The organism is Rhodopseudomonas sp. G2_2311 (genome assembly GCF_047501505.1).
GTDB classification, from domain to species: domain Bacteria; phylum Pseudomonadota; class Alphaproteobacteria; order Rhizobiales; family Xanthobacteraceae; genus Rhodopseudomonas; species Rhodopseudomonas palustris_H.
In genome coordinates this window covers 159,381-174,356 of sequence record NZ_JAZDRK010000004.1, presented here as the reverse complement: position 1 = coordinate 174,356, position 14,976 = coordinate 159,381, and the positions used below count along the sequence as shown (strand labels likewise).

Sequence of the window (14,976 nt, the reverse complement as noted above, 5' to 3'; positions counted from 1 at the left end):
AGCTGAAACTGAAGGTTTTGGTAAAGCCCAGGGCCGGGGCCGGCGCAACCCAAGGGCTCAGACCTCCGGTGCGATGCCGGCGGCCTCCAGCGCGTGCAGCGCCGCGGTGGTCACGTCCTCGACCGCGATGTCCCGCATACAGCGGTGATGCTCCATCCGGCAGACCGGTTTGTGACAGGGCCGGCAGGGGATATCCCCGGGCGCCTGGATCACCGTCTCGATCGGGTTGAGCGGGGCATAATGCCAGGGGCTGGTCGGGCCAAAGATGCCGATGGTCCGGCTGCCGATCGCGGCAGAGACGTGGAGCAGGCCGGAATCGTTGGAGATCACCAGATCGGCCGCCGCCAGCGCCAGGATGCCGTTGCGCAGGTCTGTGCCGGTGAGATCGCGGACATGCGGGCCGCCGGCCGCGACGATCTCCTGCGCCTTGGCGGTTTCGCCCGGGCCGCCGACCACCCAGACCTCAAAACCACGCTCGGCCAGCGCCTTGCCGGCCTCGACGTAGTAGCTCCAGCGCTTCGCCGGCCCGACAGCGCCGGGCGCGAGCGCCACCACGGTCCGGCCGTGCAGACCGTTCGCCTGCCGCCAGGCCACAATCTCGGCTTCCGGCACCTGAAGCTGCGGCTCGGGCCAGTCCAGCGGCAGTTCCGGCAGCGGCGGCAGCGCCAGCGCGGCGCAGCGGTCGATCATCCGCGGCAACGCCTTCTCGCCGCGTCGCCAGTCATTGAGCAGGCCGAACCGGACCTCGCCAATGAAGCCGGTGCGTTTCGGAATACCGGCAAGCCAGGGCGCGATGGTGGATTTGAAGGTGCGCGGCATCACCACCGAGGCGCCGTAGCCCTGCTGCCGCAGCTTCGCTGCCAGCGCCCGCTCTTCAGACAGCGAGATCTTGCTGCGCGGCAGGTCCCAGACGATGCCCTGGCGCACCCCGGGCATGTAGTCGACCAGCGGCGCGCACAGCGTGGTGGTGAGGACGTCGACCGGCCGGTTCGGCCAGCGGTCCTTCAGGACCCGCACCACGGTGTGGCAGCGCACGAAGTCACCGATCCACATATACGGGACCAGCAGCACCGGGCTGGTCTCGTTGCGGTCCGGCGCGGTCGCCAGGCTGGCTTTGAGTGATTCGTAATTCATCGCTTGTTCTGTTGCCCTGCCTAGCAGGGGCTGATCGGCCCAGCCGGTTAGCGCCTGCGGCGGCCCGCGTCCAGCCGGCATTTCGCGCCGAGCCCATTCCGCATTCACAGCAATTCAGAGTTGAAGTTGCCTGCCCGGGCGGAGTGGGGCAAAGGTGGCCGCGCAAATCGAGGCGGAGAAGTCATGCTGCTGGTCACCGGGGGCGCCGGGTTCATCGGATCGAATCTGGTCGCGGCTCTGAACGACGCCGGGCGGGCCGACGTCGCTGTGTCCGACTTTCTCGGCCATGACGGCAAGTGGAAGAACCTCGCCAAGCGGCAGCTGGCAGATTTCGTGCCGCCGGCGGAACTCGCCGACTGGCTGAAAGGCCGCAAGCTCGACGCGGTCTTCCATATGGGGGCGATCTCCGCGACCACCGCCACCGATGGCGACATGGTGATGGAGAACAATTTCCGCCTGTCGCTGCGGCTGCTCGACTGGTGCACCGAGACCGGCACGCCGCTGATCTACGCCTCGTCGGCGGCGACCTATGGCGACGGCGAACACGGGTTCGACGATGATTTCTCGCTGGCCGCGCTGAAACAGCTGCGGCCGATGAACCTATATGGCTGGAGCAAGCATCTGTTCGACCTGGTGGTCGCCGAGCGCGCCGCCAAGGGCCACAAGCTGCCGCCGCAATGGGCCGGCCTGAAGTTCTTCAATGTGTTCGGCCCGAACGAATATCACAAGGACACCATGGCCAGCGTGCTGGCGCGGCGGTTCGACGACATCAAGTCCGGCCGGGTGGTCCAGCTGTTCAAGTCGCACCGCGAAGGTATTGCCGACGGCGACCAGCGCCGCGACTTCATCTATGTCGACGACGTAGTGCGGGTGATGATGTGGCTGTTCGCTTCGCCTAGCGTCAGCGGCATCTTCAACGTCGGCACCAGCCATGCCCGGAGCTTCCGCGACCTGATCCTGGCCGCCTATGCGGCGCTCGGCACGGCGCCGCAGATCGAGTACATCGACATGCCGGAACAGATTCGCGGCAGCTATCAATACTTCACCCAGAGCGAGGGCGACCGGCTGCGTGCCGCTGGCTACAATGGCGGATTCACCCCGCTCGAAGAGGCGGTCACGTCTTACGTCACTGGTTACCTCGACCGCAGCGATCGCTTCCGCTGATCGCACGCAACCGTTTGGATTCGGATGTTCAGCTTCGACGCCTTGCTGCAAGCGATCGCTCGTCAGACCGTCCTGTGTGTCGGCGACCTGATGCTCGACGAGTTCGTCTATGGCGAGGTGTCGCGGATTTCTCCGGAAGCTCCGGCACCGGTGATCGCGGTTCAACGCAGCGAGACCAATATCGGCGGCGCCGGCAACGTAGCTCGCAATATCGCGGCGATCGGCGCGCGCTGTATCTTCGTTGGCTTGATCGGTGATGACGCTACCGGGCGTTTTTTGGAATCTGAGCTAGGCAGCGAGCCGCGGATCGAGCCGGTGCTAGTCCGTGATGCCTCGCGGCCGACGACCCGGAAAGTGCGATTCGTCTCCGAGCACTTTTCGACCCACATGCTGCGGGCCGATTGGGAGACGGCGGCGCCGGCCGCTACGGACGTCGAGCAGCGCCTGCTCGATGCGATCCTGCCGCAGCTTGCCCGTGCCGACATCGTGCTGCTGTCCGACTATGCCAAAGGCGTGCTGACGGCGAGGGTCATTCGCGACACGATCGATGCCGCCAAAAAACTCGGCAAGCGGGTGATCGTCGATCCGAAAAGCGCCAACTTCGCGATCTATCGCGGCGCCACGCTGCTGACGCCGAACCGCAAGGAATTCACCGCGGCGACGCGAAGCGCAGCAGCGACCGATGACGAGATTGCCACGGCGGCTCAGGACGCGATGGCGCTCGCCGAATGCGAGGCGATGCTGGTGACCAAGAGCGAGCACGGCATGACGCTTGTGCCGCGCGGAGGCGAACCGATCCATGTGCCGGCGCTGCCGGTAAAGGTGCGCGACGTCTCCGGCGCCGGCGATACGGTGGCGGCTGTGCTGGCCGTGGTGTTGGCTTCCGGGGCGAACTGGGCAACCGCGATGCGGGCGGCGAGTGCGGCAGCGGCGGTGGCGGTGAGCAAGAACGGCACCGCAGTGGTGACGCCGGCCGAACTACGCCGGCGAATCCTGCCGCATGCCTCGCTGGCGGCGGAAGAGAAGATCATCGGCAGCGATGCCGAGCTCGACGAGCGGCTGAAGCAGTGGCGCCGCGAAGGCCTTCGGGTCGGGTTCACCAACGGCTGCTTTGACATTCTGCACCCGGGCCACGTCAAGGTGTTGACCGCAGCGCGCGGTGCTTGCGATCGGCTGATCGTCGGGCTGAACAGCGACGCCTCGGTGCGGCGGCTGAAGGGCGAAAGCCGGCCGGTGCAGCACGAACGCGCCCGCGCCGAGGTGCTCGCCGCGCTCGAAGCGGTCGACCTGGTGGCTATCTTTGAAGAAGATACCCCGCTGCGGCTGATCACGCGGATCGAGCCGAGCGTGCTGGTCAAAGGCGGCGACTACACCCGCGAGCAGGTGGTCGGCCACGAGATCGTTGCGGCCAAGGGCGGCGACGTGCTGCTGGTCGACGTGCTGCCGGGTTTCAGCACCACCTCGCTGGTAGCGCGGGCGCGCGAGGGGCGCTAAGTATTTAACACCATCTAATTGCAGGGCGGGCGATGTTGACACCCATTTCTTCGTTTTCTTATCGGAATTGGCTGATCGCTGCCCACGATGCGTTGGCTACCACGGTGGCAGTCCTTCTGAGTTTCTATCTTCGGTTCGATGGTGATAACCTGTTGGATCGCCTGCCGTTGTTGCTGAAGATCCTTCCCTATTTTGTCTTCTTCAGTTTTCTTGTCTGCTACGTTTTTCAACTTACGACCACGAAGTGGCGCTTCATCTCAATTCCCGACCTGCTCAACATTCTGAGGGCGGCAACCACTTTAACAATCGCGCTTTTGGTGCTTGATTACATTTTTCTTGCGCCGAATATCTACGGTGCGTTTTTCCTCGGGAAAACCACGATCGTCTTGTATTGGTTTCTTGAGGTGTTCTTCCTTGCAGGTTCCCGCCTCGCTTATCGTTATTTCCGCTACACCCGCACACGGAACAAGGCCCGCCGGACGGATGCTGCGCCGACGCTATTGGTTGGCCGGGCTGCTGATGCCGAGGTGTTCCTACGAGGTATCGAAAGTGGAGCAGTCAACAGGCTTTGGGCGGTCGGCATTTTGTCACCCGCATCATCTGATCGTGGGCAGTCGATCCGCAGCATTCCCGTGCTCGGTGGTCTCGACGATTTGGCAGATGTTGTGCAGGATTTCGCTGGTCGAAATAAACCGATCCGCCATGTGGTGATGACGCCGTCAGCGTTTGAGAAAGACGCTGAGCCCGAGGCGATTTTGATAAAGGCTCGCAAGCTGGGACTCACAGTCAGTCGGTTGCCTTCGCTCGAAGAAAGCCGCGATGCGCCGCGCTTGGCGCCGGTTGCTGTCGAGGATCTTCTGCTGAGGCCCAGCGTGAATATCGACTACACCAGACTGGAGGAATTGCTTCGCGGAAAAGCTATCGCTGTCACGGGCGGCGGTGGTTCGATTGGGCACGAAATGTGCGACCGCGTCGCCACCTTTGGTGCCGCTAGGCTGCTCGTAATCGAGCATTCGGAGCCCGCGCTTTACGCTGCAACAGAAGCTCTAGGTGCTCGGGCCAGTAGCACAAAAATCGAGGGCCGGATCGCAGACATCCGTGATCGCGCGCGTATATTTCAGCTTTTTAACGACTTTAAACCTGATCTCGTATTCCACGCCGCGGCGCTGAAGCATGTGCCGATCCTCGAGCGCGACTGGGGCGAGGGCGTCAAGACCAACATTTTTGGCTCGGTCAACGTTGCCGACGCGGCTCGTGCCGCTGGTGCCGAGGCGATGGTGATGATTTCGACCGACAAGGCGATTGAGCCGGTGTCGATGCTTGGCCTCACCAAGCGGTTCGCCGAACTGTATTGCCAAGCACTCGACCGGGAACTCGCCACTTCTTCCGGTGACAAGCGGGCAATGCGGCTGATCTCGGTGCGGTTCGGCAACGTGCTGGCGTCCAACGGTTCGGTAGTGCCGAAGTTCAAGGCGCAGATCGAGGCTGGCGGACCGGTGACGGTGACGCACCCGGATATGGTCCGCTACTTCATGACCATCCGTGAGGCCTGCGACCTGGTGATCACCGCCGCGACCCATGCGTTGAAGTCACAACACACGGATGCGTCGGTATTCGTGCTCAGCATGGGACAGCCGGTGAAGATCGTTGAGCTGGCGGAACGGATGATTCGGTTGTCCGGTCTGCAGCCCGGTTACGACATCGAGATCGTGTTTAGCGGCGTTCGACCGGGCGAACGGTTGCACGAAATTCTGTTTGCCGAGCACGAGCCCACCACCGAGATCGGCGTTCCCGGCGTCATGGCCGCGTGTCCGAACGAGTTGCCCCTCCCTACGCTGCAACAAGGTCTCGCTGCACTCGAAACCGCTATAGCAGCAGGGCGCCAAGAGGACGTCGTGGCGATCTTGAAGGGGGCGGTGCCCGAATTCCGGACCGAGCCAACGGCGCCTGCGCCGTAGCTGCGCCCGTGGCTGACGCGTCACGCTTTACGACGCGCAAACCGCATTAATAGGGCCGCGACCACCGCGGTGCCGACGGCAAGCAGCGCGCCATCGGCGGCGATGGACTTCAGCGCGATCGATAATCCGGCCAGCAACGCCAACGCTAGGTTTGTCAGGAAGACAAGTCTCGTGACTTCGCGTACTGAAAAGCCGTTGTCGGTGGCTCGCTGATAAAAATGGGACCGGTGCGCCAGCCAAAACGGTTCGCGCCGTAGCATTCGCCGCAACAACGTCAGGGTACTGTCGGCGAGATAGTATAGCGGCAGGAGCAGCGCCGCGGTGACATGCCCTTGCAAGGCGAGCTGCAGCAGGCACCAGCCGAGCAGAAGCCCGATCGGCAGGCTGCCGACGTCACCGAGAAAGACCTTGGCGGCGCCTGGCCGGTTGAATGGAGCAAAACCAAGGAGCGCTCCACCGAGCGCCGCCGCAATCAGCATCGGCGACTGCGTCAGCGCTCCGAGCAAGCCGAACACCGCCAGGGCGGCCGTGACCGGCACGCCTTCGGCAGCCGTCATCCAGTCGAGACCATCCATAAAGTTGACGAGATTGACGAACCACAAGCCGCCGATCAGCAGCGCGGTGCGTTCGAGCCACAGCGGTAGGGTGGGAATGATCTGCTCGTCGAACGGCAGCGTGAGCACGACCGCCCCGACACACAGCGCTTGCAGCGCAAAGCGCGGTAGCACAGGAATCGGTCTGATATCATCGACCGCACCAACGATGGCAATGACGACGGTTGCAGCAAATAACGGTAGGAGCGCCAGTAGCGTGGGAGCCGTCAGGCCGAGAGCCAATGCCGTGACTACCAAAGTGGCGACGATGACGGCAATTCCGGCACCCTGCGGCGTTGGGATCTTGTGCGACGAGCGCGCGTTCGGGCGGGCCAGCGCGTAGCGGGCCAACAGCGGCATCAGTGCCCACGTGAGCGCCGCACATCCGACTGCTGCGGACACGAACACGAACAGCGTGACCAAGCTCGTCCCCATCAGTCGTTGAGCCTGACGTTTAAAGACATCCTGTCGCCCGTGGCGCTGCGCATCGCGCTACTCCGGAACTTCGATCGGCGCATCGCCCTTGGCGGCTTTTTCAGCGCTCATGATCCAGATCAGGCCACCGATTCCGCCGACGACGAAGTAAACGGCACCGAACAGCAATGACACCGCGACGCCGTCACTGGGGTTGAGGCCGGCATAGCCGAACGCCAATCCCATGCTGGCTTCGCGTACGCCCCAGCCGGCGATCGAGATCGGGATCATGGTGATCAGCATGATCGGCGGGACGAGCTCGAACAACTGCACGAAGCTGCTCGGCGATTCGATCGCCCGCGCCACGCACCAGGCGATCACCACTGCGAGAACCGGGATGATCAACGAGGTGGCGATGAGGATCGCTGCGCTTTTCGGAGTCGACAGAACCTTCAGGGCGACTTCGGAGCAGCCGCGCATATGGCGGGTGGCCCAGATCCGGTCGAGCAGACCGAACCGCAGAAACGGCAAAGCCAGGAACACGATGCCGGCGCCGAGCGCGGCAAAATCGAGCAGCATCAATCCGAGCCGACCGTCCGCGTTGTCGATCAATCGCAGCGTCCACGGCAGCGTCACGAAGATGATCGCCGACAAGGCGATCAATCCGGTCGCCCGATCGACGAACACCGAATAGGTGGCGGCACGCCAGCCGGCACCGGCCCGCGCCAGCAGCCAGACCCGCACCGCGTCACCTCCGATTGCGGACGGCAACGTCTGATTGAAGAACGAGCCGATCATTGCGTAGCGCATCGAGCGTCCGGCGGTCAGCGGCGCTTCGCAGCACGCACCGATCGCGCGCCAGCGCACCGCGTTGACGAACAGCTGGAAGATCGTTGCAGCGACGGCAGCCGCCAGCCAGCCCAAGCTGGTCGCATCGATCCGTGCGGCGAGGGCGGCAAAATCGGTCTTTCGGAGCGCCAGATACAAGAGCGCCACTGAAACCAGGATCTTGGCTGCTGAAAGCAGAAACCGGCGCATGAGAGATCGCTGGGGTCGGAAGTTAACAGGTCGTCAAGAGCGAGCGGCGCCCGGCCATTGCGAAAGTCGCCGCCTTGGTAGGGACTTGCGTCCGATCTGGCAATAGCGCCCCGGTTCCCCTTGCCGCTTTGGTGGCCGGCTGGCTAAACAGGCGCGCATTGGATCGCGAGGGGCGGAAACGAGATGGCAGAGACACCGGTCCTGGTCACGGGCGCAGCAGGCTTCATCGGCTATCACATCGCCCGGGAGCTGTTGCAGGCGGGGCATGCGGTCGTCGGCCTGGACAGCCTCAACGCCTATTATGACCCGGCGTTGAAGCAGGCGCGGCTCGATCTGCTGACGCCTTATCCGCATTTCAGCTTTGTTCACGCCGATCTGTCCGACCGGAGGACGATCGCAGAGTTGTTTGCAAAACACCGTTTTCCGGTGGTGATCCACCTCGCCGCGCAGGCCGGGGTGCGACATTCGCTCAGCCATCCGCACGATTATGCGGACTCTAATCTGGAAGGCTTCCTCAACGTGTTGGAAGGCTGCCGCCACAATGGCTGCGGCCACCTGATCTATGCCTCCTCGTCGTCGGTCTACGGCGCCAATACGAAGCTGCCGTTCTCGGTGGATGATCCGACCGACCACCCGATCAGCCTGTATGCGGCGACGAAAAAGGCCAATGAGCTGATGGCGCATTGCTACAGCCATCTTTACCGGCTGCCGACCACGGGCCTGCGGTTCTTCACGATCTACGGACCATGGTACCGACCTGATATGGCCCTTTACCTGTTCGCCAAGGCCATCACCGAAGGGCGCCCGATCAAGCTGTTCAACCACGGCCAGATGCGGCGCGACTTTACGTTCATTGACGACGTCACGCGCGTCGTGACCCGGCTGATGGAGCTGGTGCCGACAGCCCAGCCCGGCCAAAATGGCGGCGCACCCGCGCGAGTCTACAATGTCGGCAACCATAGCCCCGAAGAGCTGATGCACGTGGTGGCGTTGCTCGAGGACGCACTCGGCCGGCCTGCCGTCAAGGAGATGCTGCCGATGCAGCCGGGCGACGTGCCGGCGACGTTTGCGGATGTCGAAGCGCTGGTCCGGGACGTCGGCTTCCGGCCTTCGACCCGGATCGAGGATGGGGTCCGCGCCTTCGTGACCTGGTTTCGCGACTACCACCGGGTGTAGTTTCCTGCGTCTAATTCGCAGTTCTGGCCTTACGTGTAATCAATTGAATCAAAACGTGTTTGGGCATGTTTCCCGAACGTTCGCCACATCTGTGGCCGCGTGCTAGGAAGCCGCACCTTCAATTTCCAAGGCGCGATGCCATGACTTCCAGCACTGAAACGGCCAAGACCCCCTCGCTCCGGATCGGCGTGATCGGCGCCGGGGTGATGGGAACCAACCACGGCCGGGTGCTGGCGGGACTGCCGGGAGTGACGCTGGTCGGGATCGTCGATCCGCTGCCGGAGCACCGCGACCGCGCGGTCGAGCTGATCGGCTGTAAGACCTTCGCAACGCTCGACGAATTGCTGCTGGCCGGGGTCGACGCGGTGACCATCGCGGCACCCACCCACCTGCATCATGACGTGGCGCTGACCTGCATCGGTCGCGGTATCCATGTCTTGGTCGAGAAGCCGATCGCCTCGACGGTGGCCGAAGGCCGCGAGATCGTCGCCGCCGCCAAGAAGGCCGGGGTCACCCTGATGGTCGGCCATGTCGAACGCTTCAATCCGGCGGTCGCGGCGATCAAGCAGGCGATTCGTGACGAGGACATCCTGTCGATCGGCATCACCCGGGTCGGCCCGTTCCCGCCGCGGATGTCGAATGTCGGTGTCGTCATCGACCTCGCCGTCCACGACATCGACCTGATCCGCTGGTTCACCGACTCGGAAATCACCGAGGTGCAGCCGCAGCTCTCCAGCGCCATCGCCGAGCGCGAGGACATCGCGCTGCTGCAGTTCCGCACCGCTTCGGGTGTGCTCGCCCACATCAATACCAACTGGCTGACCCCGTTCAAGGCGCGCACCGTGACGGTCGCGACCCGCGGCAAATACGTGATGGGAGACCTGCTGACCCGTCAGGTCACCGAGTGCTTCGGCTTCAAGGCCGACGGCAGCTATTCGATGCGGCATCTGCCGGTCGGGCACGACGAGCCGCTGCGCGCCGAGCTGATCGCCTTCGTCAATGCGGTGAGCAGCAACGGCACGCCCGCCGTGACCGGCGAGGAGGGCGTCGCCAGCCTTGAGATCGCGATCCAGTGTCTCGATCAGCCCGCACGACCCGCGGCGACCGCCGCTGCGCCCCGCCGCGCGGCCGGTTAGCCCAACGCGCGACCTGTCTTCAGCGCATTCCCGTCATCCGAACCCGGCAAGGCCCCATGAATCAGCATCTCCGCAACGACCCGGTGCCCTTCATCGATGTCGGCGCTCAGCGCCGCAGGTTGGGGGCCGGCATCGACGAGGCGGTCGGCAAGGTGCTGAACCACTGCCAGTTCCTCAACGGTCCGGAAGTGATCGAGCTGGAGGCGAAGCTCGCCGCTTTCGCCGGCGCGCGTCACGTCGTGACCTGCTCGAGCGGCACCGATGCGCTGTTGATGGTGCTGATGGCCAAGGGCATCGGTCCCGGCGACGCCGTGCTGTGCCCGTCCTTCACGTTCTGCGCGACCGGTGAAGCGGTGGCGCTGACCGGCGCGACGCCGCTGTTCGTCGATGTCGACGAGGTCACGTTCAACATCGACATTGCCTCGCTGAAGCGCGGCATCGGCACCGCCAAAAAGCTCGGCTTGAAGCCGCGCGCGATCATTCCGGTCGATCTGTTCGGCCAGGCCGCCGATCACACCGCGGTCGGCGCCGTTGCGGCGGACGAAGGGCTGTTCGTGCTCGATGACGCGGCGCAGGGCTTCGGCGCCAGCCACCGCGGCAAGAAGCTCGGCAGCTTCGGCCTCGCCACCGCCACCAGCTTCTTCCCGGCCAAGCCGCTCGGCTGCTTCGGCGACGGCGGCGCGATCTTCACCGATGATTCCGAATTCGCCGAAGCGCTGAAGAGCGTTCGCGTTCACGGCCAGGGCACCGACAAGTACGACAACGTCCGGCTCGGCCTCACCGGCCGTCTCGACACCATCCAGGCGGCGATCCTTCTGCAGAAGCTGACGATCTTCGAAGACGAGATCGCCGCGCGCAACGTCGTCGCCGAGCGCTATTCGGCAGCGCTGGCCGATGTCGTTACCGTTCCGCGCCTTGCCGAGGACTGCACCTCGGTGTGGGCGCAGTACACCATCCGGTTGCCGCACGGTGTCGATCGCGACGGTTTTGCCGCGGCGCTGAAGGCGCAAGGCATCCCGACCGCGATCTATTATCCGAAGTCGATGCACCAGCAGACCGCGTATCGCGGCTTCCCAGTCGCTGATGGCGGCCTGCCGGTGTGCGAGCGGCTGTCGCGTGACGTCATCGCGCTGCCGATGCACGCCTATCTTGATGCGCCGACGCAGGATCGCGTCATCCATGCGGTGCGCGGCGCGCTGGGACGGTAAGGCACCGTCCTTCGGGTCGAGCACTGAGCCTCCCCGTCATTCCGGGGCGCTCGCGTAAGCGAGCGAACCCGGAATCTCGAGGTTGCCGATAGGGTGCTCCCACCACATCGGGATTCCGGGTTCGCGCCCTGACGGGCGCGCCCCGGAATGACTCCCGTGTGAGGGGATCGTAGCCAGCCATTCCTGTTTTGCGCTGTCGCGACTTCCTGTAGAAGCGCCCCATGCTCAAGCGCATTTTCACCGTCGGCGGCTTCACTTTGCTGTCGCGCCTGACCGGCTTTGCCCGCGACATCATGCTGGCGGCGATCCTCGGCGCCGGTCCGGTGGCGGATGCGTTCTTCGTGGCGCTGCGACTGCCAAATCACTTCCGGGCGATCTTCGCCGAGGGCGCGTTCAACGCTGCCTTCGTACCGGCCTATGCGCATGTCCATGGCGAGAAGGGCGAGGCCTCCGCCAAGCTGTTCGCCGACCGCATCTTCACGCTGCTGTTTCTGTCGCAGCTGGTGCTGCTCGCCGTTGCGCTCGCCTTCATGCCGCAGATGATGAGCATTTTGGCGCCGGGTTTCACCGATGATCCGGAGCAGCGCGCGCTGGCGATCGAGCTGACGCGGATCACCTTTCCATACCTGCTGCTGATCACCCTGGTGACGCTGTACGGCGGCATCCTCAACGTGATGCAGCGCTTTGCCTCCGCCGCCGCCGCTTCGATCTTCCTCAACATCTCGATGATGGCGACGCTGGCGCTCGCCGCGTTCTTCCCGAGCGCAGGCCATGCTGCTGCTTGGGGCGTGCTGATTTCCGGCGTGCTGCAGTATCTCCTGCTCGCCGGCGATTTGTCGCTGCACGGCGGACTGCCGCGATTCTCCAAGCTGAAGCTCGACGAGGATGTCCGCGCGTTCTTCCGCGCGCTGGGGCCGGCGACAGTCGGTTCGATGGGCACCCAGATTGCGCTGTTTGCCGATACCATCATCGCGACCTTCCTGCCGGCCGGCGCGCTGTCGGCGTTGTATTATGCCGACCGGCTCAACCAGTTGCCGATCGGCGTGATCGGCATCGCGATCGGCACCGTGCTGCTGCCGGAGATGTCGCGGCAGCTCACCGCCGGCGACGATGCCGGCGCCAAGGCATCGCAGCGCCGCGCGTTCGAATTTACGCTGCTGTTCTCGGTACCTTTCGTCGCCGCCTTCCTTACCGTCCCGGATGAGATCATGCGGGCGATGTTTGCGCGCGGCGCCTTCACCCGCGCCGATGCGATCTCGGCCGGCACCACGCTTGCCGCCTATGCGATCGCGCTGATCCCGTTCGTCTTGATCCGCAGCGCGGTGGCGCCGTTCTATGCGCGCAAGGACACTGCGACTCCGGTGAAGGCGGCGCTCACCGGTGTCGCCACCAACGTGGTGCTGAAATTTGCCCTGATGGGCTCGCTGGCGCAGGTCGGCCTGGCGCTCGCGACCGCCGCAGGCGCCTGGATCAATCTGCTGCTGGTGATCTTCTTCTCGGTGCGTGCTGGTTACCTGGAGTTCGATCGCGAACTGGTGCGCGCGATCTTCAAGTTTGGCGTTATCGGCGTGCTGCTCGGCGCCGCGTTGTGGCTGGCCGCCTTGTTCGCGCCGCCGTATCTGGCATTGCTGCCCGCGCTGCGTAGCGAAGCCGCGCTGGCACTGTTAATCGCGGTCGGCGCCGTCACCTACGGCGCCGCGATCCTGATCCTGTTCGGACCGCGCTGGATCAAGCGCCTGCTGCGCGGCTGATCAAGCCGCGGTGGTCGACCGCACCAAGTTAGTGACGTCGGAATACACCTGCAGCACCGGATTGATGAAGCGGTGCGCCTTGTTCTTCGACACGATGGTGTCGTGCATCACCAGATGGTCGATGCCCGTCGTGAGGAAGCAGGCCATCGCGTCGCGCGGCGTTTCGACGATCGGCTCGCCCTTGATGTTGAACGAGGTGTTGACCAGCACCGGCACGCCGGTCAGCGCTTCGAACTCTTTCAGGATGTAATAGAGGTCGGGCGCGGTCTCTTCGTCCACCGTCTGCACGCGGGCGGAGCCGTCGACGTGGACAACGGCCGGAATCTTGTCGCGCCATGCCGGCGCCACCGGTTTGGCCATCAGCATGAAGGGCGAGTCGCCCTTGCCCTCGAAGATCTCGTCCGCGCGCTCCTTCAGGACGATCGGCGCGAACGGCCGGAACGGCTGGCGATGCTTCACGCGGCTGTTGAGGATGTCCTTCATCTCGGCCCTGCGCGGATCTGCCAGCAGGCTGCGATGGCCGAGCGCGCGGGGGCCGAATTCAGAGCGGCCCTGAAACCAGCCGATCACCTTTTGATCGGCGAGTAGCCGCGCGGTTTCCTTATAGACCTCGCTCGAGCGGACCACGTTGATCTGCGGCTTGACGAAGAACCGCTGCGTCGCTTCCTCGACCTCGGCGTCCGAATACGGCCGGCCGATATAGGCGTGCTTCATCTCGAAGCCACGCTGCTTCTGCTGGATCACCAGGTGGCCATAGTAAGCGCAGCCGATCGCGATGCCATCGTCGCCAGCCGCGGGCTGGATCCAGACATTCTCGAAGCCCGCCTCGCGGGCGATCCGGCCGTTGGCGACGCAGTTGAGCGCGACGCCGCCGGCGATGCACAGGTTCTTGGCGCCGGTGGTCTCGCGCAGCCAGCGCGCACGTTCCAGCAGCACCCGCTCGGTGTCGTCCTGCACCCGCCAGGCGAGATCTTCCCAGTGCCGCATCGACGGGTTGTCTTCCCACTTGCCGGGGCTGTCCATGATGTAGGGCTGGTTCAGTTCCGGCGTCCAACGTGGCACGGTGAGCTTGTTGTTCTCGAACTGCAGCATCGGCGGGATGGCGTCGGGCCGGCCGTAAGGCGCCAGGCCCATCAGCTCGCCGCATTTGTTCCAGTCGCCGAACACGTAGGTGGAGGCACGGCTGTAGTAGGCGCCAAGCCCCGGCATGTTGTAGAACTCGTCGCTGAGAAAGCCTCGTTCCGGCTCCATCCAGACCTTCTTCAGGCACTCCAGCTTGGTGCCGCTGAATTTGTAGTAGCTCTCGGATTCGCGGGCGAGCGGCGAGGCGTCGTCGCCAGGAAACTGCTCGTCGACATCGGCCCGGTAGCTGCCGACGCCGTCGACGATCATCACCACGCCTTCTTCGAACGGGCACGGCGCGAACGCACTGTAGGCGTGCGCGAGGTGATGCGAGATCGTCGCCACCTTGTTGGTGTGGTTGCGGAACAGCGGGTGGCTGCGGGCGGTGCCGCGCTCATGCTCGGGCAGGAAGCCGGGCATGTCCTGGAAGATCAGCCTGTCTTCCATCTCCGGCACCGGCAGAATGTAACAGTTGCGCACCACCAGATCGACGTCCGCCATGGTGATGCCTTCGGCGCTCAGGCAGTAGTCGATCACCTCCTTGTAGAATCCGGATGCGTGCTTCTCGCGGGTGATGCGCTCCTTGGCAACGCCGAAGGCGACCTCGCCGTCTCGCAGCAGGACGGCGCTGACGTCGTGGTCGTAGGTGTTGAGGCCGAGAACGTAGGTGTGCTGACGGGGCATGGGCTGCTTTGTTGTGCGCGGGAGCGGCGCGGGTGAGGCGAGTGTCGTCACTTGACAGTCGATCCGTACCGCGATGCGGTTCAGTTGAATGGCACTATAGCTGG

General features: G+C 64.2%; 11 protein-coding genes. 7 read left to right on the top strand and 4 right to left on the bottom strand.

The genetic code is table 11. The features are described from left to right. Positions 1-57: 57 nt before the first annotated feature. Positions 58-1,134 carry a lipopolysaccharide heptosyltransferase II gene (waaF, locus tag VRZ08_RS08510; protein ID WP_414532276.1) on the bottom strand — a complete coding sequence of 359 codons (1,077 nt, stop codon included), beginning with the start codon at positions 1,132-1,134 and terminating at the stop codon, positions 58-60. Positions 1,135-1,317: 183 nt separating this feature from the next. Here waaF and rfaD point away from each other — a divergent pair, with 183 nt between their 5' ends. Genes rfaD through VRZ08_RS08495 form a run of 3 tightly spaced genes read left to right on the top strand, consistent with a single transcriptional unit; the run spans position 1,318 to position 5,750 of the window. Then, a complete protein-coding gene (rfaD, locus tag VRZ08_RS08505; protein WP_408016866.1) occupies positions 1,318-2,298 on the top strand; it encodes an ADP-glyceromanno-heptose 6-epimerase in 981 nt (326 codons plus the stop codon). A gap of 24 nt (positions 2,299-2,322) precedes the next feature. Further along, complete coding sequence (gene rfaE1, locus VRZ08_RS08500) at positions 2,323-3,792, top strand: D-glycero-beta-D-manno-heptose-7-phosphate kinase (RefSeq protein ID WP_414532275.1); 1,470 nt, start codon at positions 2,323-2,325, stop codon at positions 3,790-3,792. Positions 3,793-3,824: 32 nt separating this feature from the next. Next, the gene (locus VRZ08_RS08495) at positions 3,825-5,750 is read left to right on the top strand and encodes a polysaccharide biosynthesis protein (RefSeq protein ID WP_414532274.1); all 1,926 of its coding nucleotides are present in this window, start codon (positions 3,825-3,827) and stop codon (positions 5,748-5,750) included. Positions 5,751-5,770: 20 nt separating this feature from the next. Here the strand turns inward: VRZ08_RS08495 and VRZ08_RS08490 are convergent, their stop codons facing one another. Beyond that, entirely contained in the window at positions 5,771-6,778 is a 1,008-nt protein-coding gene (locus VRZ08_RS08490; protein WP_414532273.1) for a glycosyl transferase, read from the bottom strand. 57 nt (positions 6,779-6,835) lie between these two features. Continuing rightward, on the bottom strand, positions 6,836-7,795 hold the full coding sequence (locus tag VRZ08_RS08485; protein ID WP_408016869.1) for a lysylphosphatidylglycerol synthase transmembrane domain-containing protein: 960 nt from the start codon (positions 7,793-7,795) through the stop codon (positions 6,836-6,838). Between the two features lie 183 nt (positions 7,796-7,978). Here VRZ08_RS08485 and VRZ08_RS08480 point away from each other — a divergent pair, with 183 nt between their 5' ends. The 4 genes from VRZ08_RS08480 to murJ all read left to right on the top strand — a co-directional run bounded on the left by VRZ08_RS08480 (position 7,979) and on the right by murJ (position 13,066). Continuing rightward, on the top strand, positions 7,979-8,971 hold the full coding sequence (locus tag VRZ08_RS08480; protein ID WP_414532272.1) for an NAD-dependent epimerase: 993 nt from the start codon (positions 7,979-7,981) through the stop codon (positions 8,969-8,971). Between the two features lie 140 nt (positions 8,972-9,111). Next, positions 9,112-10,107 carry a Gfo/Idh/MocA family protein gene (locus tag VRZ08_RS08475; protein WP_164601509.1) on the top strand — a complete coding sequence of 332 codons (996 nt, stop codon included), beginning with the start codon at positions 9,112-9,114 and terminating at the stop codon, positions 10,105-10,107. Positions 10,108-10,163: 56 nt separating this feature from the next. Beyond that, positions 10,164-11,315, top strand: a complete 1,152-nt coding sequence (locus VRZ08_RS08470; RefSeq protein WP_107356658.1) for a DegT/DnrJ/EryC1/StrS family aminotransferase — start codon at positions 10,164-10,166, stop codon at positions 11,313-11,315. A gap of 221 nt (positions 11,316-11,536) precedes the next feature. Next, the gene (murJ, locus tag VRZ08_RS08465; RefSeq protein ID WP_414532271.1) at positions 11,537-13,066 is read left to right on the top strand and encodes a murein biosynthesis integral membrane protein MurJ; all 1,530 of its coding nucleotides are present in this window, start codon (positions 11,537-11,539) and stop codon (positions 13,064-13,066) included. Here the strand turns inward: murJ and VRZ08_RS08460 are convergent, their stop codons facing one another. Beyond that, on the bottom strand, positions 13,067-14,872 hold the full coding sequence (locus VRZ08_RS08460; RefSeq protein WP_414532270.1) for a carbamoyltransferase: 1,806 nt from the start codon (positions 14,870-14,872) through the stop codon (positions 13,067-13,069). Between the last annotated feature and the right edge of the window lie 104 nt (positions 14,873-14,976).